Origin of the sequence: Corynebacterium imitans (genome assembly GCF_000739455.1) — a bacterium.
In the GTDB taxonomy this organism is placed as follows: domain Bacteria; phylum Actinomycetota; class Actinomycetes; order Mycobacteriales; family Mycobacteriaceae; genus Corynebacterium; species Corynebacterium imitans.
In genome coordinates, this window is record NZ_CP009211.1 from 990,127 (window position 1) to 1,012,806 (window position 22,680).

The window sequence follows — 22,680 nt, forward strand, 5'->3', positions numbered from 1 at the left end:
AGCTTTCGGGCTAGCGCCTGTGCATCCTGGCCAAAACAAAACCCGCGCGCCAGCAAACCTGGCGCGCGGGCAAGCATGCCTAAAAGGGCTTAGACGAGCTCAGCTTCCTTCATCACGTTACGCAGGGTCTCTGCGGAGTGGGTGAATTTTTCCAGCTCCTCGTCGTTGAGGTAGAGCTCGATGGCTTCGCGAATGCCGTTGCGGTTCACCACAGCCGGGGTGCCGATGTAGATGTCGGACTGGCCGTACTGGCCGTCGAGCTTGGCGGAGACCGGCAGGACGACGTCCTCGTTCATGAAGATCGCGCGGGTGATGCGGGCGAGGCAGCCGCCGATGCCGAAGTCGGTCGAGCCCTTCGCCTGGATGATCTTGTAGGCGGCGTCGCGGGTGGCGACGAACATCTCGTCGATCTCCTTGTAGACGTCCGGGTTGGTCTCGGCTTCCTTGGCCAGGCGGTTGCGCAAGGCGATGCCGGCGATGGAGCCGGTGGAGATGACGGGCAGCTCGGTGTCGCCGTGCTCGCCGATGATGTAGGAGTGGACCGAGGTGGCGGACACGTTGTACTTCTGGCTCAGGTTGTAGCGCCAGCGAGCGGTGTCCAGCACGGTGCCGGAGCCGAGCACCTGCGAGGCGGGCAGGCCGGTCTGCTTCTGGGTGGCGTAGGTCAACACGTCGACCGGGTTGGTGGCCACCAGGTAGATGCCGTTGAAGCCGTTGGCCATGACCTCTTTGTTGATGGAGTCGAAGATCTTGACGTTGCGGCCGACCAGGTCGAGGCGAGTCTCGCCCTCGCGCTGGGCGACGCCGGCGCAGTTGACGATCAGCGCAGCGTCGCGGCAGTCCTCGTAGGTGCCGACGGTGACCTTGGTGTTGTGGCCGGAGTAGGGGACGGAGTGGTTGAGGTCTTCGACTTCGCCCCAGGTCTTTTCCTCGTTGATGTCGATGATGGCGAGCTGGTCGCAGAGGCCCTGGTTGATCAGTGCGTAGGCGTAGGCCATGCCGACGGAACCGGCGCCGATGAGGACGACCTTGTTGCCCGGGGTGATGTTCTTGTGCGGGGTGGACGGGTTCGTGATGCTCACTAGAATCTCCTCTTACTCCGGCGGGTTCGCCGGTAGAAAATGCTTCCGCCTTCCATCATTGCACAATGTTATGACCATTGCTTGTTTGGTCGGGCAAGTTCGGAAAGAATTCGGGCGGAAGCGGGCGGGATGAGCCGCGTAAGAGGCGCTTACTTGTAGTCGTCCTCGGTGTGCGCCGAGGCCACCGCCTGCGGGCGGCCGGTGGCGAAGTACAGCACGGTCATGATCACCAGGAAGGCCACGCCGACGCCGAGGGCGAGGTGGTACTGCGGCTGCCAGACCATGATGCCGAAGGTGAACAGGATGAACGCCACGGCGAACCACTGCCCGTAGGGCCAAAACGGGACAGGGAAGGTGAGGGCTTTGGCTTCGGTGGTGCTCATGTGGCGTCGAGAAGCGAGGTGGCTGATCAGAATCATCAGCCACACAAACACGGTGGCGAAGGTGGCGAGCGCCGCGATCGTTTCAAACACGTTGGGGAAGTTCGCGTTCAGCACCACGCCGACGACCAGGACGATCAAGAGCGTCACGGTGGTCATCACGGGGATGTCGCGGACAGTGCGCGCCATCGCACGCGGCGCGAGCCCCTCACGTGCGAGCCCGGTGAGCACGCGACCGGTGCCGAAGAGGTCGGCGTTGATCGCGGAGAGCGCGGCGGTGATCACCACGAGGTTGAGTAGGCCCGCGGCCCAGTTCACGCCAAGCGTGGAGAAGATCTGCACAAACGGGGATTCTTCGCCGGTGATGCTGCGCCACGGGTTGAGCATGAGGATGACCAGGATGGCCAGCACGTAGAACAGCAGGATGCGCACCGGGACGGTGTTGACGGCCTTGGGGATGGAGCGGTCCGGGTCGTCGGCCTCGGTGCCGGCGACGCCGATGATTTCGGTGCCACCGAAGGCGAAGAGCACGAGGATGAACGCGGCGATCATGCCTTCGGGTCCGTTGGGGAAGAACCCGCCGTCGTTCCAGAGGTTGGCAATGCCGGTGGCCTCGGGCTGCGAGCCGAGTCCGAAGGCGAGGATGGCTGCGCCGCCGACGATCATGGCGACCACGGCGACGACCTTGATCAGGGTGAAGGCGAATTCGAGTTCGCCGAACCAGCGCACGCTGGCGAGGTTCGCTCCGCCGATGATCAGCAGCGTGGTGGTGATCCAGACCCAGGCCGGGGTGTCTGGGAACCAGAATTTCATGTAGATGCCGATTGCCGTGAGGTCGGCCAGGCACACGATCATCATCTCGAAGGCGAACATCCAGCCGGTGATGTAGCCGCCGAGCCCGCCGAGGTGCTCGCGCGCGTAGACGGCAAACGAGCCGCGGACGGGGTGGCGCACGCTCATCTCGCCGAGCGCGCGGAGCATGAAGTACACCACGGCGCCGCCGAGCAGGTACACCAAGAGCACCGACGGCCCGGCGGCCTGGATCGCGCCGGCGGAGCCGTAGAACAGGCCGGTGCCGATGGCGGAGCCGAGCGCGATGAAGTGGATGTGGCGGTGGCTTAGGCCGCGGGATTTTTGTGCGGCGGTTGTGGACATGGTGCGTGGGCCACCTTCCATGAGAATATTATGCGGTTCGAGTGATATTACTACCTATAGCACCACATAATCTCAGGTTCAGCAAAGAGGGCCTATGCTTTTCGACGCCGCGCCACCACCGCCGCACCACCAGCCACAGCCAGCAGCACGACGATGGCGAGGATGTACGGGGTGGAGGAGGACTCGCCTGAGTCACCGTCGGCAGCGTCTGCGGTGTCGTCGGCGATGGTGTCGTTGATCCACTGGGCGGCGTCGCCAAGCGGGGCGGCGGAGGCCGCGGCGTTGGTGTCCATGGCGATTTCTTCCGGGTCGTCGGGGTTGACGAAGAGCCCGGCGCTGAGCACACCCGTGAGCTTGCCGTTGCGGAAGACGGGGCCGCCGGAGTCACCGCCGTGGATGCCGGCGCCTTCGGCGAGGGTGACGGTGAGGGCCTGTTTGCCGTCGAAAAGCGCCATGGGGTTGGGCCCGTCGATGGTGGCCTCGGTCATGGGCAGGCGGGTGGAGCCGCCGGAGCCTTCCGAGGACCAGCCGTAGACGGTGCCGGGGGTGTCGGGCTCGGGGACTTCGGTATCGACGGTTGCGTAGTGCTCAAGGCCCAGGTCTTCAGCGGTGTGCAACAGGGCGATGTCGCCTACCGGCGCGGTCTTCCAGCTGTCGACGGCAACTGTGCGCTGGTCGTCGCCCTCGCCGACACGCACAGAGCCGCCGGGGGTGGGCAGGTGGTCCATGCAGTGCCGCGCGGTGACGACCCAGTGCGGGGAGATCGCGGTGCCGGTGCACACGCCGTCGGCGGGGTCGTCGTTGGCGGTGCGCACCGAGACGACGGAGGAGCCCTCTGGGGATCCTTCGGCGAAGTGGGTGGATTCGAGCGCGCCGGCTGGCGTCGCGGTCAAAAGCCCGGCGGCGATGGCGGCGGTGGTGATACGGAAGGTTTTCATGATTGAAGCTCCTTTGCAGAGTGTCGTTGGGGAAGGTCTTGGCGGGCGGCGGCGTGGGTAAAGTCGCGAAGCAACTGCTCGAGCGGGCCGCGCGGGAAAAACAGCAGCCACACCGACGCGAGCGCTGCCGCTGCGACGATGCTCAAGGCGGCTGAGAGCGGGCCGGCGGGAAGCAGCGCGGCGGTTACCACGTGCAGGCAGTACACCGAAAGTGGAGTTCGGCCCATCGCCTGGATGGGATAGGGGCACCAGCGCGAAAACAGCAGTAGGCAGAGCCCAAGGACGGCGAGCGAGCAGCCGATTTCGCTGATCAGCGCGATGAGGCCGCCGGTGTGGCCGTTGGGGTTGAGGAAGGGGTACTGGTGGGCGTCGAGAAGCGGGCGCATCCAGACGCCGAAGACCGCGCAGGCGGCGCCCACGGGGGCGACAAGCGGCAGGCGCGGCAGGAAGCGCGCGGCGATAAGCCCGGCGACCATGAGCGCGGCCCACTCGAACAGCGGGTACGGCGGCGCGGTGACAGACAGTGGCAGCTGCAGCGCGGAGACCACCATCAGCGCGCCGCACACCCACACCAGCGTGCGCGTGCCCCAGCGTGGGGCGCAGGCGAGCGCGAGGTAGCAGGCGCCGAAAGTGCCCAGCACGACGGTGATCGAGCCCGAAAGCGGGGTGAGCACCACGTGCAGCGCGAGCAGGGCCGCGCCGCGCACCATCGCCTGGTGACGCTCGCGCGCCAGCGCCGCCCCGCCTGTGGCGCGCATGCTCAGCTGCATCGACACGCCAGCGAGAAACGCGAACAGCGCGGACGGGAAGCCGTAGAGCCACGGCGAGGTCGAATCGGTCAGATGCGCCCACATCATGGCACCGAGTGCGACTGCGCGGGCGGCGTCGACGCCGATGATGCGCGGCGGGAGTCTGGAAGCATTCGTCATGGGTCTCACGCTAAAAACCGCCGCGTTGCGAGAGCGTTAACGCGCGCCTTCGCAGCGCAGAGCGGGTTTAGAATGACCGGCATGTCCAACGTTGTAGTTGTAGAAGACGAGGTCTATCTCGCCGACGCCATCGCCGCAGCGATTACCGCGCACGGGTGCACGACCCGCGTGGCGTACGACGGCGCGCAAGCGCTTACCCTGCTTGAAGACGCCGACGTGGTGGTGCTCGACCGCGACCTGCCGCTCGTCCACGGCGACGAGGTCTGCGCCCGCATCCGCGCTGAGCACCCGCATATCCGCGTGCTCATGCTCACCGCGGCCAGCACCCTCGACGATCGACTCGCCGGTTTCGCGAGCGGGGCGGACGACTATCTCACCAAGCCTTTCGAGGTGCCGGAGCTGCTCGCGCGCGTCGACGCGCTGCTGCGGCGCCACACCCCGCCGAAGTCCGAGGTGCTGCGGTGCGCGGATGTGCGCATGGACACCGCGCGCCGCATCGTCACCCGCGCGGGCACGCCGATCCCGCTGAGCCCGAAGGAGTTCGCCGTCCTTGAGGTGCTGCTCGCCGCCGACGGCGCGGTGCTCTCAGCGGAGACCCTTTTGGAGGAGGCCTGGGACGCCTTCGCCGACCCCTTTACCAACTCGCCGCGCGTGACCATTTCGCACCTGCGCCGCAAGCTTGGCGACCCCTGGATCATCCACACCCAGCCGGGCGCGGGCTACTATGCCGCCGAGGAGGCCCGCCCATGACGCTGCGCCTGCGCCTTACCCTCGTGCTCGTCGCCACCGTCTTCGGCGCCGGCGCGGTGCTCACGGCACTCGTGTGCGCCTACCTCGCGCTGACTCCGGTGCCGCTGCACGTGTCGTTGCCGGGGCCCGAGGGCGTGCTTATCGACGCCGCCATGCCCATCCCCACCTCCATCATCACCATCGTGCTCGCCACGATGCTCGTCGCGCTCGCTCTGCTGACCGCGCTCGCGGGTTTGGTGGGCTGGTTCGTCGCCGGCTACGCGCTCTCACCCGTGCGCCGCATTGCCGCGGTGGCGCGCGAGGTCTCCGACGGGGACGTGGCCAAACGCATGCACTACGAGGGCCCGGCCGACGACGTTGGCGATCTTGCGCACGCCTTCGACACGATGCTCGACTCGCTTGCGGCCTCGCTGGACGCGCAGCGCCGTTTTGCCGCCAACGCCTCGCACGAGCTGAAGACCCCGATCGCCACGATCCAGACGGTCGCGGATGTCGCACTCATGCAGGCGGACTCGTCCTCGGATGCGCAGCTTGCCGACGCGCTGCGCCGCATCCGCGAGGTCAACGCGCGCGCCGGGCAGACCGTGGAGCGCCTGCTTGCCTTCGCCCGCGCCGAGGCGGCGCAGCCGGGCAGCGTCACCGGCCAGCCGGTGGATCTGGTTACGCTATGCGAGGAGGTCTGCGCGCAGTACGGCGTTCCGCTGCGCGCCCCCGGTTCGCCTGTGGTTGTGAACGGCGATGAGGTGCTGCTGCGCCAGGCGGTGGGCAACCTCGTGGGCAACGCGGTTGAGCATGGCGCGCCCGGCACGGCTGAGGTAGTCGTTGGGGAGGGGCGTGTGGGCGTCGAAAATCAGGGCCCTGTCCTTGACTCAAGCGAGGTGGAGCGGCTCAAGGAGCCCTTTGTGCGCGGCGCGGGGCGGGTGGCAGGCTCGCACGGGCTAGGGCTTTCGCTTGCCGACGCCATCGCGCGCGCCCACGGCGGCACCCTCCACCTCGCACCGCGCGAGGGCGGCGGGTTGCGCGCCGAGCTAGCGGTCTAAGCCAGCATGCCGGTGGCGAATGCGCCGAGGACCAGCACGATGGAGAAGCCCCAGCAGATGGGGAAGGCGACGCGGATGTACTTGCCCATGTTCGCGCCAGCCAGGCCAAGCCCCAGCCACAGCGCCGGGGAGAAGGGGCTGACGAAGGTGCCGATGACGTTGCCCACGATCATGGCGGTGGCCGCGCCCATGCTGGAGGTGCCGAAGGCGGCGGAAGTCTCCTGCACGATCGGCAGTACGGAGAAGTAGTAGGCGTCGGTGGAGGTGGCCAGGTCCAGCGGCACACCCAGCAGGCCGACGATCACGTGCAGGTAGGCACCCACGGAGGCGGGCAGGATCGCGATCAGCGACAGCGCGATCTGCTCGAGCATGCCGGTACCGTCGAGCACACCCAGGAACATGGCGGCAGCCAGGATGACGCCGGCCATGGACAGCGCGGTGGGTGCGTGCCTGCGCAGGACGTCGTTTTGGTCGTCGAGGGTGGGGAAGTTCACCGCGAGTAGCAGCGCGGTGCCGACGAGGAACGCGGGTGCCGGCGAGCTCACGCCGGAGACGAGGACGCCGATCAGCGCAAGGGTAATCGCCGTGTTGACCACGGTGACCCAGGTGCCGGTGCGCGGGGTGAGGTTGTACTTTGCCCGGTCGGCGGCCTGGGAGGTGCGGAAGTCGTCGGCGATGGTGTGGACATCGACGGGCGTGTGGGCGTCGTCAAGCGAATGCGCATCGAGCTTGGCCAGCCTGCGGCGCTCCGCAAAGCCGAAGCCTGCGGCGACGAGAAAGACCATCACGATGGCGAAACCCTGGGCGGGCAGGAGGTGGCGCCAGATCTCGTTTGGGGTGGCGTCGATGACGCTGGCGGCGCGGCCGACGGGGCCGCCCCACGGGATCATGTTCATGACTGATGCCGAGAGTGCGACGAGGGTCAGCAGCACGTAGCGCGACATGCGCATCGCCTCGTACAGCGGCAACAGCGCTGGGATGGTGAGGAGGAATGTCGTGGAGCCGGAGCCGTCGAGGTGCGCGACGATCGCGATTGCTGCGGTGCCGAGCGTGACCAGCATGACGTTGCCGCGGGTGGCGCGGATGAGTGCGGTGATGACGGGGTCGAAGAGGCCGACATCGGAAAGGATGCCGAAGTAGATGATGGCGAAGATGAACATCACCACCACGCCCATCACTCGCTCGAGGCCTTCGCCGTAGAAGTCGGCGATCTCGCCGATGCCGAAGCCGGTAATCAGCGCACCGGCGATGGGGAAGAGCGTCATGGCGATGATCGGGTGCATTTTGCCCTTGAGTAGCACGCCGACCGTGACAAGGATGATGCTGAGGCCCACCGGCGTGAGCGCAAGAGGGTGAGGTCATGCGCAACACACCATCCGCGTGGTAAATGACAAGTCACATTTGGTTTCTGCGGAATAGTTTTGTCGCGACCGGTGGCGTACGCTGGGTTGACAATGAGCACTTCCGAAAACGCGACCGGCAGCGAAAATGGGCCGGATATGAACTTGTCGGAAAATCAGCACACCCCGCAGGATGTCGCAGCCGAAGAGTCGGCTGCAGAAGACACCAGGGATGCGGGCAGCGCTGAGGACGCCGGCGCTTCGCAGGAGACTGTCGAGGCCACTGAGAACGCAGAGAGCACTGAGAACGTAGAGAGCGCCGAAGAAACCGCTGAGCCGGAAAAGCCGGCGAACGGTTTCGAGACCCTCGACCTGCCAGAAAAGGTCGTAGAGGCGGTCAAGAAGGTCGGCTTTGAGCAGCCGTCCGCCATCCAGGCCGAGACCATCCCGATTTTGATGCAGGACCGCGACGTCGTGGGCCTGGCGCAGACCGGTACGGGCAAGACCGCGGCGTTTGCGCTGCCGATCTTGAGCCGCATCGACACCTCGAAGCGTCACCCGCAGGCGCTGATCCTTGCGCCGACGCGCGAGCTGGCGCTGCAGGTGTCCGACTCCTTCCAGTCGTTCGCCGACCACCTTGGCGGCGTGCACATCCTGCCGATCTACGGCGGCCAGGCCTACGGCATTCAGCTGTCCGGGCTGCGCCGCGGCGCGCAGGTCATCGTGGGTACCCCGGGTCGTGTGATCGACCACCTGCAGAAGGGGTCGCTGGACATCTCCAACCTGCGCTTCCTCGTCCTGGACGAGGCGGACGAGATGCTGAACATGGGCTTCCAGGAAGACGTGGAGCGCATCCTGGAGGACACCCCGGACGACAAGCAGGTCGCGCTGTTCTCGGCGACGATGCCGCGCGCGATCCGTAAGATCTCCCGTGACTACCTCAACGACCCGGTCGAGGTGACCGTCAAGTCGGAGACGCGCACGAACACGAACATCACGCAGCGCTACCTGTTTACTGCGCACCGCAACAAGCTCGACGCGATCACCCGCATCCTCGAGGTCACCGAGTTTGAGGCGATGATCGTCTTCGTCCGCACGAAGAACGAGACCGAGGAGATCGCCGAGAAGCTGCGCGCCCGTGGGTTCTCCGCGGCCGCCATCAACGGCGATATCGCCCAGCAGCAGCGTGAGCGTACCGTCGATCAGCTTCGCGACGGCCGCTTGGACATCCTGGTCGCCACCGATGTCGCCGCCCGCGGCCTCGATGTGGAGCGCATCTCGCACGTGCTGAACTACGACATTCCGAACGACACGGAGAGCTACGTCCACCGCATCGGTCGTACTGGCCGCGCGGGGCGTACCGGCGAGGCGATCCTCTTTGTCACTCCGCGTGAGCGTCGCATGCTGCGCTCGATCGAGCGCGTGACGAACGCGACAATCGAGGAGATGGACCTGCCGACTGTCGACGAGGTCAACGAGAGCCGCAAGGTGAAGTTCATGGATTCGATCACCGAATCCCTGGAGGCCTCCGAGCTGCAGCTGTTCAAGTCGATGGTGCGCGAGTACTCGGCCGCAAACAACGTGCCGATGGACGACATCGCCGCGGCGCTTGCCACCCAGGCGCTGGCTGGCGACGAGTTCCTCATGAAGGAGCCGCCGAAGGACAAGCGTGACCGTCGAGATCGTCGCGACCGCTGGGACCGTGACGACCGCGGTCGGGGGCGTGGCCGTGACGGGCGCGACGGCCGCGAGGATCGTGGCCGCGGCAAGCGTCGCCACAACGACAGCGAGAACTTCGACACCTACCGCCTGGACGTGGGCAAGCGCCAGCACGTCCGCCCGGGCGCGATCGTCGGCGCGCTGGCGAACGAGGGTGGCTTAAGCTCCAAGGACTTTGGGCGCATCACCATCGGCGGCGATTTCACGCTGGTGGAGCTGCCGAAGAAGCTGGACAAGCAGGTGCTCGACCGTCTTTCGGACACCCGCATCTCGGGCCAGCTGATTAACATTCAGCGCGACCACGGTGCGCCGCCGCGCGATCGTGGTGGGCGTGGGCGTCGCGGTGACTTCGATGACCACCGAGGCCGCCGTGGCCGCCGAGACGATCGCCGGGGGCGTCGGGACGATCGCCGCGGCCGCGGCAACCGCAACTGGGACTAGCCGCATGTGAAGAACGGGCCTTCGGGTCCGTTTTTCCTTTTGTGCAGCTGTGCGTAAGGGCAGTACAGTGAGGTGAGTTTTCGCACACTGGCCGCAAGGAAGGAACCTATGCAACAACTGCCCCGGACCCTGGCGATGGGGATCGTCGCTACGCTTTTCGCAGTTGTGGCCGTGGTTGCGCCGAGCGCTTCCGCCGCGCCGCGGGTGAGCCAGGGGTCGGTGATTGTGACCGACGGCGGCATGTGCACGGTCGGGTTCAGTGATCCTGCCCGCCACCGCAGCCTGGTCGCCGCGCACTGCGGGCGTGAGGGCAGTAGGGTCTCGGTGCTTGATCCGGCCACCGGTGCTGTGAGCAGGCAGGTTGGCACGTTTTACCGTTCTAAAGCCTACGACCAGCGCCTGGGCAACGACTGGGCGGCGATCCAGTGGGACCGCGGGGTGGCCGTTGGCGGCAATCCGCACTCCGGGAACCGGTGGGTGCACCCGAACAACATCGCGCTGGGCGAAACCGTGTGCTACCACGGCAATGCCAGCCACGGTGGCCGCGGCTCGACCTGCGGCAAGTTCGCCGGATCTGTGGGCAATACGTTCTTTGTCGACGCCCCACTGACCCGCCCCGGCGACTCTGGCGGGCCGATGTGGGTGCCCGGCCGCGGCTTTGTGGGCGTGATCTCCAGCCAGTGGGCAGCGCGGCAGCTGCCGGTCGTGGGCGGGGCGAACTTCGTCGTCGGCGTGGTGCCGCACGATGGGCCTGCGGTGACCGAGGTGCAGCTGATGGGGCTGTACATGGAGAACCTGGTCGCGCCGGTGTCAGCAGGCGGGTCGGCGGTTGGCCCGGTTGGGGAATCGGTGCGTCGCGTGGTGAGTACCGTGTTTGGATTCTTGTCGCGCTTTGGGCTCCCGTACCCCTCTGCGGTGCACTATTCTTAAAGGGGTAATACAGCTTTTTCTCACCGAAGGTGAATAAACGTGAATACTTCCCGCGCGTGTCTCGCAGCCGCCGTTGTTTCCTCTCTGACTCTGGCTCCGGTTGTGGCGCACGCGGCACCGGCCCCGATCCCCGAGCAGGGGCTGGCGATTTCCACGAGCATCGGGAATTGCACGCTGGGGTACGTGGACAAAGAGATGCGCATTGGCTACACGGCCGCGCACTGCGGCCGGGAGGGCGACCGGGTGCGCATCATCGACCGCACCACGAACGCGCACAGCCGCGAGATCGGCACCTTCCACCCGTCGACGCGCTATGACGAGCTGTTTTCCAACGACTGGGGCTACATCCAGTGGGATCGCGACGTGCAGTTGGGCGGTAACCCGTATTCGGGCGATACCATCATCGATCTGAACGACGTCAAGCGCGGTGAAGAGGTTTGCTATCACGGCGAGACCTCCCACAGGGGCACCAAAGACATCACGTGCGGGACGTTCTACCGAGCGACGGGGCAGAGCTTTGCCATGCGCGGCGCGTACTGGCGGCCGGGCGATTCCGGCGGCCCGGTGTGGATCCCGGGGCGCGGTCTTGTAGGCGTGGCCTCGATCGGGCCTGCCACACCGGGCAAGGTGGGTACCGCGACGGTCGGTCGGGTGCGCGTCGAGGGCAAGCCGATGGGCTGGGGTGCCGCCCCGCGCGACGGCCGCCTGATTGGCAACGATGAGGGCTCCCGCGAGTTCCTCGCTGCGGCGGGCCTGGATTCTGCGGGTGTCTATGATGAGCTGATTGATAGAAGCTCCAAGTCTTCGAAGAGTTCCTCCTCGGAAAAGGAGTCCTCGAGCTCGGAGATGACCCCGGGCGAGATCCTCTCGATTGTCATCCCGATCCTGGTGGTGCTCGTGCCGCTTCTCGCACAGCTGGCCCAGCAGTTTATGCGCTAAATAGCCCCGCGGGTGCGGACGGCTGGCAGCGAAGCACTCCCGACAGCGTAGGTCTAAATGGAGCTAGCTCCATTTAGGAAGTCCGGTGACGTGCGACCTGGGGTTTTGTGTCCGGGGTTGGTCTACATGGAGCTAGCTCCATTTGGGAAGACCGGCGACGCCAAATCCGTAATACGGTCCCGGCAGTGCGGATGATCAGGGTGCCGATCACCGCCACTGGCCGCGTAGTGCCGAAAACCGACTTACCTCGCACCAAAACCGCAGGCCACAGCGCAAATATTGATCTTTACTCCCAAAAAGTGAACTCGCGCAGCCGTTTATGCACTAAAAAAGCCCCGCGGGTGCGGGGCTGAAAGCAAAGACGTGCGCTACGCCGGCGAGGGCAGGAACATCAGGATGAAGGTGAGCAGCCACAGCAGGTTGAAGATGCCAGCGCCTGCGGCGGCCTTTGCCTTGGCCTTTTCAAAGTTTGCCGCAGCGTCGGAAGCGTCGCCCTCAGCAGGGGAGAGCGCGCCGAGCGAGCCCATGATGGCGCGCTGCTGCGGGATGACCATGAAGAAGAGCAGGCCCCACGCGATCACGGACAGGATGATCGCGGTGTGGAGGAAGTAGTTGGTCTTGTAAGCGCCCCAGTCGGTGGCCATGACCAGCCCGCCGAGCAGCGGGACCAGCACGGAGAGCATGCCGTAGGTATTCGTCACCTTGTGCAGCACGGAGGCGCGGCCAGTGGCCTCCTCGCTACCGGTGCGGGCCTCGATGGCGTGCTTGGGGAACATGGAGGTGGACACGACGACGGGGCCGAGCAGGATGATCGCTGCGACCACGTGCAGAGCAGTGAAAAAGGTAACCATGCTGCACCACCTTACGGCAACCGGCCAACATCGTCACAGTTCACATGGTGCGAGCGCCAAGAAGTCCGGCAATGCCGCCGCAGGCGCGGCGCATCTCGCGCAGATCGGCTCGCGGCAGGGAAAGCTCGTAGGCGCGGGCGACGTCGGCGAGTCTGTGTGCGTAGGCGCAGCGCTGTGCGCGCTTGGGCGGCATCCATTCGCTGGGCAACTGGTCGGACTTTTGCTGGTTGGCGGCGGCCGCGACAACGACGAGGTTAAGCGGGTCGTTGGCAAAGGCTTCACGACGCGACTGCTCCCACGCGTGGGCACCCAGGTCCCAGGCGGCGGAGAGGGGCAGAACGTGGTCGAGCTCTACGTCGTAAGGAGTAATCGGTTGACCGGTGTAGGGCCCGACGACGGGCGTGTCGCGCGGGGCGGGGCAGCTGTCACGGGGTGAGCCGGCAACAGGGGCGGCGCCGAAGGTGGCGTTGAGGGCTGCTTGGCGGGTGGTGCAGCCGTCGGCAAGCGGGGCCCAGCCGGTGCCGAAGGCATCGCGGCTGTAGCCGAGCACCGTAGCGCGCGGCAGGCCTGCGCTGACGCCGAATTGGCTGCGCGGCGTAGGGAAGGGGACGATGAGAAGTGTGGCGACGGTGAGAAGGCTAAGAAAAGTGCGCATGCATCGTTAGACGCATGCGCACGTGCCGCGGTTCCCTTAGTGTTTGCGCTCGACGGCTTCGAGCGACTCGTGGAAGTTCGCCTCGGGGTGAGCGAAGGCGTAGTTGGTGACGGCGACCGCGGTGTCGAACTCCTCGTCCACGCCCGGCTTGGGCTTGGTGGCCAGGGAGACGAGCACCATGGCGATGGTGGCGAAGAGGACGCCCGGGACGATCTCGTAAATCATGCCGGAGAGTGCGTCGACCGAGCCCCACACGAACACGGTGACGGCACCGACGATCATGCCGGCGATTGCGCCCGGCGCGGTGAGCCTGCGCCAGTACAGGGCGGCGACGATGACGGGGCCGAAGGCGGCACCGAAGCCGGCCCAGGCGAAGCCCACCAGGCCGAGGATGGTGTCGGAGGGGTTAAACGCCATGAGCATGGCGACCAATGCGACGAGTACGACCATGGTGCGGGAGGCGACCAGCAGGGTGGTCTGGCTGGCTTCCTTGCGGAAGATGCGGAAGAGGTCTTCCACCAGCGCGGACGAGGTGACCAGCAGCTGCGAGGACATGGTGGACATGATTGCTGCTAGCACGGCGGTGAGCACCAGGCCGGCGATGAGCGGGTGGAACAGGATGCGCGCCAGGTCCAGGAAGATCGTCTCGAAGCCTTCCTGGTCGGTCACGGAGTGCGTGGTCTGGGAGAAGAACAGGGTGCCGACCAGCGCGGTGAAGATCGCGCCGAGGAAGCAGAAGGTGACCCAGATGATGCCGGAGCGGCGCGCGGCGGTGGCCTCGGAGGGCGAGCGCAGCGCCATGAAACGGGTGACAATGTGGGGCTGGCCGAAGTAGCCCAGGCCCCAGGCGATGTTGCCGATGATGGTGGCGGCGGACACGCCAGCGACCATGTTGAAGAAGGTCGGGTTGCCCTCCGGCCACGGGCCGTAGGAGTGGTCGGTGGCATAGGAGAAGAGCTCGCCCGGGTTGTCCACGGCGATCAGCGCCATGATGGGGACGGTGATCAGGGCGAGGAACATCAGCACGCCCTGCACCACATCCGTGTAAGAGACGGCCAGGAAGCCGCCGATGAAGGTGTAGAGCACCGTAATAGAGCCGACGATCAGCATGCCGACGAGGTACTCGCCGCCGAAGGTGGACTCGTAGTAGCGGCCGCCGGAGACCATGCCGGAGGAGACGTAGAAGGTGAAGAAGAAGATGATGATCAGCGAGGCGACGACGCGCAGCACGCGCGAGGAGTCGCGGGTCCGGTTCTCAAAGAAGCTGGGCAGCGTGATCGAGTCGTTGGAGACTTCGGTGTAGGCGCGCAGGCGCGGGGCGACCCACTTCCAGTTGCACCAGGAACCGATGAGCAGGCCGATGGCGATCCACAGCTCGCTCATGCCGGACACGAACAGCGCGCCGGGCAGGCCCATGAGCAGCCAGCCGGACATGTCGGAGGCGCCGGCGGAGAGTCCGGCGACGAAGGGGTGGAGGCCGCGGTCGCCGAGCACGTAGTCGTCGTACTTCTGCGTCTGGAGCCAGGAGTAGAATCCGATTGCGACCATGACGCCGAAGTAGAGCACGATGGCGACGACAAGCCAGAAGCTGTCAGACATCTGCATCTCCTTGGGGTAATAGTGTGAATTGCATTACAGGAACCGTAGTGTAACAGGGCTACCGGATACATGTGGGCGGGATCCAATCGGATGCGAAGAAATTTCGAGGTGGTATAAGGGTGGGTATGCCTCAATACCTGCTCCACGGACTTTGGTTGCCGGAGTCCGGGCTCAACATCTGGGTTGAGCAGGTCTCCGGTCACAGGGTGCTCACCTTCGCGGATGTGCCTGATGGCACCTTTCCGCGGCTGGTCACGGAGCTTTTGGCGGGCAATCACTTCCGCGGTCGCGCGCCGATCACGCTGCAGACACCGAAGGGCAAGCAAGTCACGCTGCGCGCGCCCACGGCCACGTTCTCGCCGACGCGCACCGTCGCGGCTCTAGAAAAGCTTTCGCTTCTCGACGATGACCAGCGCGCCACCCTCGCACCCGATCTCAAGTGGCTCATCCACGCCTATCGGGGGCTTGAGCAGTTCGTGCGCGCCGGGCGCGTGACCATTCACGTGCCGAAGCGGGATGCCCACTTCTACGCGCAGTTCAAGCTGGGTACCGGTGTGAAGGAGCGCGGATGGCTGGCGCAGATGGTGGCTGCGGCGCCGGGGGTGATTGTGCTCAATGACCCGAATATCAGTGAGGATCTGGCGCAGACGCTCACGCACTGGGTCGCCACCCAGCGGCTGCACGCGATGGAGGTGCCGTCGCGGGTGCGGCCGTACCCGTGGCACGACTTTGTGGCTTCGCTGGTCTTCGGTACGCCGCTGCGCCGGGGTGGCGCGTCGCTGGTGAGCAAGATCAACGACTGGAGCGGCTCGATCACCGCGGTGAACCTGCAGCTGGTGTTTCTGGTCGAGGCACCTGATGACGAGCCGGAGGACGCGGAGTCGGCCGAGTCCGCCGAAGCGACCGGCGAACTTACGTGGCCGGTGCGCGTGCAGGTGCGCGCGGGCACGGATGCGCCGCGGCCGGTGCGCCAGTCGGATTACGACGCGCAGACCGCGCAGACCTTGCGTGATACGTTGCAGCGCGCCATCGATGTCAGCGAGCTGGTGGATTACCGCCGCCACGGAGGAGCGCGCGACATGCGCAGCGGCGACTGGGACTGCTACCTGTCCACCGAGGAGATCGTGCGCTTCGTGGAAACGGAAGCGGCGAAGCTGCAGCGCGAAGGGTTTACCGTCATGCTGCCCAAGGCGTGGTCGCGCGCGGTAACCTCGGCGAAGCTCAAGGTGAGCAAGCCGGAGAACCCCTACGATTCCTCCACGGTCACCCGCATCGGCTTTGACCAGCTGGTGGAGTACGACTGGCGGATCTCGGTGGGCGATACCGAGCTGACGGATGCGGAGATGAAGGAGCTGATCAACTCCAAAACCGGTCTGATCAAGCTGCGCGGGGAGTGGGTGCTCGCCAACGGCAAGGACTTGTCGCGCACCCGCCAGTACATGAAGAAGCTCCAGCGCAGCGCGCTCGAAGAGGCTAAGGCGGCGGTCGAGCGGGCGGAAAAGCTTGCCGAGCTTGCGGAGGCCGCGGGCTCCGACGATGCGGCCGAGCTGCGCGCGGCGGCCACCCAGGCCCAGCAGCGCTACGAGGAGCTGCTCAAGGACGAGGGCGAGGGCGTGGTTTCTGCAGCGGAGCTGCGCCAGCTCGCGCTCGAGTCGCTGACGGAGGAGCCGATCGAGTTTACGGGCTCGACCTGGTTTACCTCGCTGCTCGGCGGCCAGGACCGCCCGGCCCCGGAGCGTGTGGAGATCCCCGACACGGTGCACGCGCACTTGCGCGAGTATCAGCGCCGCGGGGTGGATTGGCTCGACTTCATGTCGCGCAACAACTTAGGGGCCGTGCTTGCCGACGACATGGGGTTGGGCAAAACCCTCCAACTCCTTGCCCTGCTCGCCGTCGAGCACGAGGCGGGGCGGGTCCAGGGGCCGACCCTGGTGGTCGCGCCGACCTCGGTGGTGGGCAACTGGGCGCGCGAGGCCGACCGCTTTGTGCCGGAGTTGGACGTGGTGGTCCACCACGGCAGCGGGCGCGCGAAAGGCATGGAGCTGGTGGACAAGCTCTCGCAGGCCGACCTGGTGATTACTTCCTACGGCGTGGTGGGCCGCGATGCGCGCGAGCTGGCCTTGGTGCAGTGGGACCATGTGGTGTGTGATGAGGCGCAGGCGATTAAGAATTCGGGGACGCAGGCGTCGAAAAGCGTGCGAGCAATACCCGCACGACACCGCATTGCGCTGACCGGCACCCCGATTGAAAATAAGCTGGCTGAGCTGCGCAGCCTGCTTGATTGGGTGAACCCAGGCATGCTGGGCTCGCAGGCGTTTTTCCGCAATCACTTCGCCAAGGCGATTGAGTCGCAGCGCGACGAGGAGCTGGCGGCGGAGATGGGGCAGCGGCTGCAGCGGCTGACCGCGCCGTTTATTCTGCGGCGGGTGAAGACGGATGCCGCGATTATTGATGACCTGCCGGAAAAGCGCGAGCACGTCATCGCCGTCGACATGACCGACGAGCAGGCAGCACTGTATACCGCGCTGGTGGGCAGCACGAAGCAGGAACTCGAGCGGCGCGAGGGGATGGCGCGGCGCGGGCTCGTGCTGGCCACGATCACGCGCATCAAGCAGGTGTGCAACCACCCCGCGCACTTTCTTGGCGACGGCTCGCCGGTCACAGTCCAAGGCAAGCAGCGCTCCGGCAAGGTGGCCAAGCTCATGGAACTGCTCTTTAAGGCTGTGGAGCAAGGCGAGCGGGTCCTGATCTTTACCCAGTACAAGGCCTTTGGTGACCTTTTGCAGCCCTACCTTTCCGAGCAGCTCGGCGAGGAGATTCCGTTTCTGCACGGCGGGGTGGGCAAGTCGGCGCGCGACGCGATGGTGGAACGTTTCCAGCGCGAGGATGGGCCGCGCGCGATGCTTTTGAGCTTAAAGGCGGGCGGTACCGGGCTGAACCTCACGGCGGCGTCGGTGGTGGTGCACATGGATCGCTGGTGGAACCCGGCGGTGGAAAACCAGGCCACTGACCGCGCCTTCCGCATCGGGCAGCGCAAGGACGTGACCGTGTACAAGATGATTACCAAGGGCACGATGGAGGAGTCCATCCAGGACATTCTCGACGGCAAGATGCAGCTGGCCGGCACCGTCGTCGGCGAGGGCGAGGGTTGGATTACTGAGCTGGACACCGAGGATCTGTCGCGCCTGATCAGCTACCGAGGGAGGCAAGAGTAATGACAAAAAAGAAGCGCCCCCAGGAGGGCAATGTCATCTACGCCAACTTTGGGCAGCGCAAGCGCGTGTCTTCGGCGGCCGAGACCGGCGAGCGGGTGATGTCCGCGCGTGCGATGAACCAGCCCGCAATGCGGATGATCAACGCGGCGGTGCGGCAGACCGACCTCGGGCGTGCCACCCGCGGGCGGGAGTACGCTGCCGGCGGACACGTGCATGACCTGCACTTTGACCGGGCACGGATTACGGCCTCGGTGGTGGGCAGCCAGAACTACCCCTTCGAGGCGTCGATCCTGCTGCCGTTTCGCTCCGCAGCGGAGGTCCGCGAGGCGCTCGGCACGCTTGCGCGCGAGGCCGGTGCGGTTGATAAAGCGCTCAAGGGCGATATCAACGACGACGTGCTCGACGTGCTGCTCTTTAGCGCGCCGGAAGAGGTCTATACTTCCTGCACCTGCCCGGACAGCGCGCGAGTGTGCAAGCACATCGTGGCGGTGGCGGACCGGGCCGCGCAGCAGCTGGATGCCACGCCCTCGCTGGTCTTCAGCCTCCGGGACATAACCGTCGCGGGCTTGGAGCAGATCGTGCGCGAGGAGGCCGCCTCGATTGCGCACGAGAGTACGATCCCGGGCTCCGAGTTCTTCTGGACCGGCCACGAGCTGCCCGAACTGCCGAACCCGAAGATCGCGCCGATGATCGAGGACTCCGACATGGACCTGCTGCAGACCGCGATGCAGTCCATCTCTTTTACCAACATCGACCAGATGCGCGCGGTGGCCGACATTGAGGAGCTCTACGAGGACCTCACCCGCGAGGATTAGCACATAAGTTTGACAAATGGCGGGCGTGTGTCCGGCGTCCCTGGTAGATGTAAAGGACATGACAAAAACAACATTTATCCATAGCTCCGATCTGCAGATCGGGATGACGCGAAAGTTCTTAAGCCCGGAGGCGCAGTCGCGTTTCGACGAGGCGCGCGAGCGCTCTATCGACGCGCTCGGCACGCTCGCAGTCGAGCGGGGTGCCGCCTTTATCGTCATCGCCGGCGATGTGTTTGAGCACAACGCCCTAGAGAAGCGCACGCTCGGCCGCGCGCTCGAGGCGCTGCGCCGCTTACCTGTGCCCGTCTACTTACTCCCGGGCAACCACGACCCGCTCGTGGCCGATTCCATCTTCCGCCACACGGAGGACATACCCAATGTCACAGTGCTTGTCGACGAGTCGCCGGTCGAGGCCGCCGCAGGAGTAGAAGTCGTCGGCGCGCCCCTATTAACCAAGCACCCCTCCGAGGACCTCTGTGCGCGCGTAGTGCGGGGGCTCGAGCCCACCGACAAGGTGCGCATTTTAGTCGGCCACGGCCAGGTACAGGGCTTTGGCAAGGAAGATGCTGAGGCGCTGATCCAGCTCGACGTGCTGGAAGACGCAGTAGAGCGGGGAGTGGTTGACTACGTCGCGCTTGGGGACTCGCACTCGACCGCGTCTCTGGGTGCGAGCGGGAAGGTCTGGTTTTCCGGGGCCCCGGAGACAACCGATTACGCAGAGCACACCGGCCCGGAGATCGGCGGCGAAGCAGACTCCGGCAACGCCCTAGTCGTGGAGATAGACAAGCAAGACGGGCGCGCTCAGGTGCAGGTGGACAAGGTCCGCACCGGCACCTGGACCTTCGATGCACTGTTTTGGGAGGTGGCCGACGCAGACGATGTCGACGCTGTGATTGCCCAGCTGCGGGAGTACCCGGACAAGGACCGCACCGTGATTAAGTACACGCTCACCGGCACGCTCGGGCTCGAAGCCACGCGCACCTTGGAGCGAGAACTGGGCGAACTCGAGCCGGTCTTCGCCGCACTCTACCCGCGCGAGCGGCTCATGGACCTCCACCTCGAACCCAGCCAGGAAGAGCTGGACAACCTCCCGCTGACCGGTTTTGCCAACCAGGCCATGCACGAACTCATCGGCCAGGCCACCGAGGGCGACGCCACCGCCCGCGACGCGGTCAACCTGCTGTTCCGACTCTCCCAGGAGGCGAACTAACCCATGCGCATCCACTCCCTGACGATTACAAACTTCCGCGCCATCGAGCACCTGGAACTCAAGGAACTCCCCGAGACTGGCGTGATCATCGTCCACGGCCCCAACGAGGCGGGCAAGTCCACCATCCTGGAGGGCATTGACCTGGTGCTCAACGAGCGCCACTCCGCCAAGGGCAAGAAGATTGCCAAGTACGCCCCAGCCAACAAGGACGTCGGCCCCGAGGTCGAACTTTCCGCGGCCGTGGGCGAGGTGGAGTTCACGGTGCGCAAGCGCTGGCTGAAATCGCCCCAGGCAGAGCTGACCGTGCGCGCGCCGCGCCGGGAGAACTTCACCGGCCGCAACGCCGACGACGAGCTCGCCCGTATCCTCGACGAGCACCTCGACCGCACGCTGATGGAGACGCTGTTCCTCCGCCAGGGCGAGCTCGACCCGGCCGTGCAAGCCGCCGGTGTGCCCACAATCGCCACCGCGCTCGACGCGGGCGAGGGTGCCGGCGAGTCTGGGGCGGAAGACACCCAGCTCATGCAGGAGGTGGACGCCGAGTACGCCAAGTACTGGACCAACGCTGCAAATCCCAAGCCGAAGGCGGCCTTTAAAAAGCTTGCGACAGATGTGGAGCAGGCCCGCGAGGAGTATGAGGCGCGCGTGGCAGAGGTGGAGAGCTTAAGCCGCTATGTCGACGAGGTCGCCCGCCGCGAGGAAGAGATCACCCAGGTCGACACCGAGCTGCCCGGGGCCGAGGAGGCGTTGGCAAAGCGCGTGCAGGAGGCCAAGGCGGCAGAAGAACTGGCGGAAAAGCTCGGGCAGGCGAACGCGAAGCGCGAGCAAGCCGCGCACGAGCGCAAACGCGCGACCCAGGATTTGGAAGCACGCACCGCGTTGGCCGAGCGCGTCGCGGTACTGCGCAAGGAGGAAGCAGACCTACGCACATCGCTGGAGCCCGCGCGTGAAGCCGCGGAAGACGAGGAGACGCAGGTCACGCAGCTGCGGGAGGGGCTCACCAAGGCAAAAGAAGCCGTGGCTGCGGCCCGCGCTGAAGTGAAAAAGGCCGAGCAGCGCCGCGATTTCGCGCGCGCCACGCAGCGGCATGCGACGGTGGAGGCGCACCTGAAGCGCGTCAAGGAGGCTGAGAAGGCCTACCGCGAAGCGCTCGATGCCACACCTGCAAAAGAGATCACGGACGCCGACGTGCGCGCGGCTGAGACCGCAGAAAACGAGGTCGCGCTGCAGCGCAAGTTACGCGACGCGGCCTCGTCCAAGGTGGAGCTTAGCGGTAAGGACGGCACGGTCACCGTCGACGGCGAGACGGTAGAAGTCCAAGCCACGGAGTCGGCGGAAATCAACGTCTTCGACGGCACCCGCATCGACATCGAAGGCTTTCAGCTGACCTACCGCGCCGCCCAAGGTGCCCAGGACCCGCGCGAGGCGGTCCGCGAGGCGGAAGCGGCGCTCGCCGAGCTGCTCGAGGCCGCCGGCTGCGAGAGCGTCGAAGAGCTGCGTGACCTGCGCGATGCGCACAAGGCGCAGGCCGCCGAAGTAGAGGCCGCGCGCCGCCGACGCGAGGACGTACTCGCCGGTGCCGACCGCGAGGAGCTCGCTTCGGAGCACGAGCGCCTGGCCGCGAGCATTGCAGAGCTCGCCGAGGCGCTGGGCGTGGATGACAAGGCTGAGAGCATCGACGAGGCGGACGCCGAAAACGCGGTCAGGGACGCCCACACCGCACTCGGCGCGGCCGAGCGCGAGGCGGAGCAGGCGGAGGCGGCTCTGAAACCTTACGCAGAGCTCAAAGCAGCAAAGGCACTCGCGGTGCTGGAGGCGCGGGTGGAGGCCAAGGCCACCGAGGCAGCAGGCGCGGACAAGGAGTTCGCCGCTGCGGAAGACGCGCAGCCGCGCGAGGCGCTCGAGGCCGCGCACAAGGAGGCGGAAGCCGCGCTTGAAACAGCGACGCAGGAGGCGGACACGCTCGCCGCCGCTGCTGACGAGGCCGACGTGGAGCTTGCCCACACATTGCTCGAGGCAGAGCAGGCGCGCGTGGCGAACATGCAGCAACGCAAGAACGAGGCGACCATCCGCATTACCGAGCTGCGTGGCCGCATCGAGCAAGCCACCGGTGCCGCCGAGCAGGCCGACAAGGCCGAGGCACGCCTGGAAAAGGCGGAGACCGAGCTTGACAAGGCCACCCGCCGCGCCGAGGCGATCAAGCTGCTGCGCACCACGCTCTATGCCTGCCGCGAGGAAGCGCGAGCGAAGTACACCGCGCCCTTCAACGCGGCCATCCGCAAGCGCGCCCGCGTGATCTACGGCAAGGACGTCGATTTCAACTTCGGCGAAGGGCTGCAGATTACGGATCGCTCGCTTGGCGACGTCACCGTGCCCCTCCAGTCCCTCTCCGGCGGCGCGAAAGAACAGCTCGCCCTACTCACACGCTTCGCCATCGCGGACCTAGTCACCGAAACCGGCGAGACCGCCCCGGTGCCCGTGGTGGTGGACGACGCGCTCGGAGCCACCGATCCAGAGCGACTTGCGCTGATGAATACGCTGTTTACCCAGGCGGGCAAGAACGCGCAGGTGCTCGTGCTGACGTGCTTCCCGCAGCGCTTCGACCGCGTCGCCGCGGCAAAGACGGTGCATATTGATGAGCTGAAGCATGCAGACGAGCAGTGAGAGGTTTTACCTAAGGCATTCATTTCAG

General features: G+C 65.9%; 17 protein-coding genes. 9 read left to right on the forward strand and 8 right to left on the reverse strand.

Annotated features, from left to right (window positions below; translation table 11 throughout):
- Window positions 1-89: 89 nt before the first annotated feature.
- From CIMIT_RS04575 to CIMIT_RS04590, 4 genes are all read right to left on the reverse strand, one after another.
- Window positions 90-1,082, reverse strand: a complete 993-nt coding sequence (locus CIMIT_RS04575; RefSeq protein ID WP_256380968.1) for an L-lactate dehydrogenase — start codon at window positions 1,080-1,082, stop codon at window positions 90-92.
- A gap of 149 nt (window positions 1,083-1,231) precedes the next feature.
- Window positions 1,232-2,617: an amino acid permease gene (locus CIMIT_RS04580; protein WP_038589809.1), complete on the reverse strand. Its 1,386-nt coding sequence runs from the start codon at window positions 2,615-2,617 to the stop codon at window positions 1,232-1,234.
- Between the two features lie 92 nt (window positions 2,618-2,709).
- Window positions 2,710-3,555: a trypsin-like serine protease gene (locus tag CIMIT_RS04585; RefSeq protein ID WP_038589812.1), complete on the reverse strand. Its 846-nt coding sequence runs from the start codon at window positions 3,553-3,555 to the stop codon at window positions 2,710-2,712.
- Window positions 3,552-4,484 (reverse strand): DUF418 domain-containing protein, encoded by a 933-nt coding sequence (locus CIMIT_RS04590; RefSeq protein ID WP_051904800.1) that lies wholly within the window; start codon window positions 4,482-4,484, stop codon window positions 3,552-3,554. The genes CIMIT_RS04585 and CIMIT_RS04590 overlap by 4 nt, the downstream gene beginning before the upstream one ends.
- 81 nt (window positions 4,485-4,565) lie before the next feature.
- Here CIMIT_RS04590 and CIMIT_RS04595 point away from each other — a divergent pair, with 81 nt between their 5' ends.
- Both CIMIT_RS04595 and CIMIT_RS04600 read left to right on the forward strand, forming a co-directional pair.
- Entirely contained in the window at window positions 4,566-5,234 is a 669-nt protein-coding gene (locus CIMIT_RS04595; protein WP_407919541.1) for a response regulator transcription factor, read from the forward strand.
- Window positions 5,231-6,274 (forward strand): sensor histidine kinase, encoded by a 1,044-nt coding sequence (locus CIMIT_RS04600; RefSeq protein WP_038589819.1) that lies wholly within the window; start codon window positions 5,231-5,233, stop codon window positions 6,272-6,274. The genes CIMIT_RS04595 and CIMIT_RS04600 overlap by 4 nt, the downstream gene beginning before the upstream one ends.
- Here CIMIT_RS04600 and CIMIT_RS04605 read toward each other — a convergent pair.
- A complete protein-coding gene (locus CIMIT_RS04605; RefSeq protein WP_038589822.1) occupies window positions 6,271-7,608 on the reverse strand; it encodes a CitMHS family transporter in 1,338 nt (445 codons plus the stop codon). The two genes, CIMIT_RS04600 and CIMIT_RS04605, sit on opposite strands and share 4 nt — an antisense overlap.
- Before the next feature lie 120 nt (window positions 7,609-7,728).
- On the opposite strand from CIMIT_RS04605, the gene CIMIT_RS04610 reads away from it, so the two are divergent.
- The 3 genes from CIMIT_RS04610 to CIMIT_RS12095 all read left to right on the forward strand — a co-directional run bounded on the left by CIMIT_RS04610 (window position 7,729) and on the right by CIMIT_RS12095 (window position 11,643).
- Window positions 7,729-9,774: a DEAD/DEAH box helicase gene (locus CIMIT_RS04610; protein WP_038589825.1), complete on the forward strand. Its 2,046-nt coding sequence runs from the start codon at window positions 7,729-7,731 to the stop codon at window positions 9,772-9,774.
- 108 nt (window positions 9,775-9,882) lie between these two features.
- On the forward strand, window positions 9,883-10,704 hold the full coding sequence (locus tag CIMIT_RS12090; protein WP_144311812.1) for a chymotrypsin family serine protease: 822 nt from the start codon (window positions 9,883-9,885) through the stop codon (window positions 10,702-10,704).
- Window positions 10,705-10,743: 39 nt separating this feature from the next.
- Window positions 10,744-11,643 (forward strand): trypsin-like serine protease, encoded by a 900-nt coding sequence (locus CIMIT_RS12095; protein ID WP_144311813.1) that lies wholly within the window; start codon window positions 10,744-10,746, stop codon window positions 11,641-11,643.
- Window positions 11,644-12,011: 368 nt separating this feature from the next.
- Here CIMIT_RS12095 and CIMIT_RS04625 read toward each other — a convergent pair whose 3' ends face one another.
- From CIMIT_RS04625 to putP, 3 genes are read right to left on the reverse strand one after another with little or no spacing between them, the layout of a single operon-like run.
- Window positions 12,012-12,494, reverse strand: a complete 483-nt coding sequence (locus CIMIT_RS04625; RefSeq protein ID WP_038589828.1) for a hypothetical protein — start codon at window positions 12,492-12,494, stop codon at window positions 12,012-12,014.
- A 40-nt stretch (window positions 12,495-12,534) separates the two neighbouring features.
- The gene (locus tag CIMIT_RS04630) at window positions 12,535-13,149 is read right to left on the reverse strand and encodes an HNH endonuclease family protein (protein ID WP_038589831.1); all 615 of its coding nucleotides are present in this window, start codon (window positions 13,147-13,149) and stop codon (window positions 12,535-12,537) included.
- Window positions 13,150-13,185: 36 nt separating this feature from the next.
- Window positions 13,186-14,748: a sodium/proline symporter PutP gene (putP, locus tag CIMIT_RS04635; protein ID WP_038589834.1), complete on the reverse strand. Its 1,563-nt coding sequence runs from the start codon at window positions 14,746-14,748 to the stop codon at window positions 13,186-13,188.
- A gap of 125 nt (window positions 14,749-14,873) precedes the next feature.
- On the opposite strand from putP, the gene CIMIT_RS04640 reads away from it, so the two are divergent.
- From CIMIT_RS04640 to CIMIT_RS04655, 4 genes are read left to right on the forward strand one after another with little or no spacing between them, the layout of a single operon-like run.
- Window positions 14,874-17,963: a DEAD/DEAH box helicase gene (locus CIMIT_RS04640; protein ID WP_038589836.1), complete on the forward strand. Its 3,090-nt coding sequence runs from the start codon at window positions 14,874-14,876 to the stop codon at window positions 17,961-17,963.
- Window positions 17,963-18,778 carry an SWIM zinc finger family protein gene (locus CIMIT_RS04645; RefSeq protein WP_038589839.1) on the forward strand — a complete coding sequence of 272 codons (816 nt, stop codon included), beginning with the start codon at window positions 17,963-17,965 and terminating at the stop codon, window positions 18,776-18,778. The genes CIMIT_RS04640 and CIMIT_RS04645 overlap by 1 nt, the downstream gene beginning before the upstream one ends.
- 58 nt (window positions 18,779-18,836) lie before the next feature.
- Window positions 18,837-19,988, forward strand: coding sequence for a metallophosphoesterase family protein (locus CIMIT_RS04650; protein ID WP_038594088.1), 1,152 nt, complete (start codon window positions 18,837-18,839; stop codon window positions 19,986-19,988).
- A gap of 3 nt (window positions 19,989-19,991) precedes the next feature.
- Complete coding sequence (locus CIMIT_RS04655; protein WP_038589842.1) at window positions 19,992-22,652, forward strand: AAA family ATPase; 2,661 nt, start codon at window positions 19,992-19,994, stop codon at window positions 22,650-22,652.
- Window positions 22,653-22,680 lie beyond the last annotated feature (28 nt).

Coding starts and splice junctions, on each gene's coding strand:
- CIMIT_RS04580 (WP_038589809.1), bottom strand. CDS start 2,617: ATGTCCACAACCGCCGCACAAAAATCCCGCGGCCTAAGCCACCGCCAC.
- CIMIT_RS04585 (WP_038589812.1), bottom strand. CDS start 3,555: ATGAAAACCTTCCGTATCACCACCGCCGCCATCGCCGCCGGGCTTTTG.
- CIMIT_RS04590 (WP_051904800.1), bottom strand. CDS start 4,484: ATGACGAATGCTTCCAGACTCCCGCCGCGCATCATCGGCGTCGACGCC.
- CIMIT_RS04595 (WP_407919541.1), top strand. CDS start 4,566: ATGTCCAACGTTGTAGTTGTAGAAGACGAGGTCTATCTCGCCGACGCC.
- CIMIT_RS04600 (WP_038589819.1), top strand. CDS start 5,231: ATGACGCTGCGCCTGCGCCTTACCCTCGTGCTCGTCGCCACCGTCTTC.
- CIMIT_RS04610 (WP_038589825.1), top strand. CDS start 7,729: ATGAGCACTTCCGAAAACGCGACCGGCAGCGAAAATGGGCCGGATATG.
- CIMIT_RS12090 (WP_144311812.1), top strand. CDS start 9,883: ATGCAACAACTGCCCCGGACCCTGGCGATGGGGATCGTCGCTACGCTT.
- CIMIT_RS04625 (WP_038589828.1), bottom strand. CDS start 12,494: ATGGTTACCTTTTTCACTGCTCTGCACGTGGTCGCAGCGATCATCCTG.
- CIMIT_RS04630 (WP_038589831.1), bottom strand. CDS start 13,149: ATGCGCACTTTTCTTAGCCTTCTCACCGTCGCCACACTTCTCATCGTC.
- putP (WP_038589834.1), bottom strand. CDS start 14,748: ATGTCTGACAGCTTCTGGCTTGTCGTCGCCATCGTGCTCTACTTCGGC.
- CIMIT_RS04640 (WP_038589836.1), top strand. CDS start 14,874: ATGCCTCAATACCTGCTCCACGGACTTTGGTTGCCGGAGTCCGGGCTC.
- CIMIT_RS04645 (WP_038589839.1), top strand. CDS start 17,963: ATGACAAAAAAGAAGCGCCCCCAGGAGGGCAATGTCATCTACGCCAAC.
- CIMIT_RS04650 (WP_038594088.1), top strand. CDS start 18,837: ATGACAAAAACAACATTTATCCATAGCTCCGATCTGCAGATCGGGATG.
- CIMIT_RS04655 (WP_038589842.1), top strand. CDS start 19,992: ATGCGCATCCACTCCCTGACGATTACAAACTTCCGCGCCATCGAGCAC.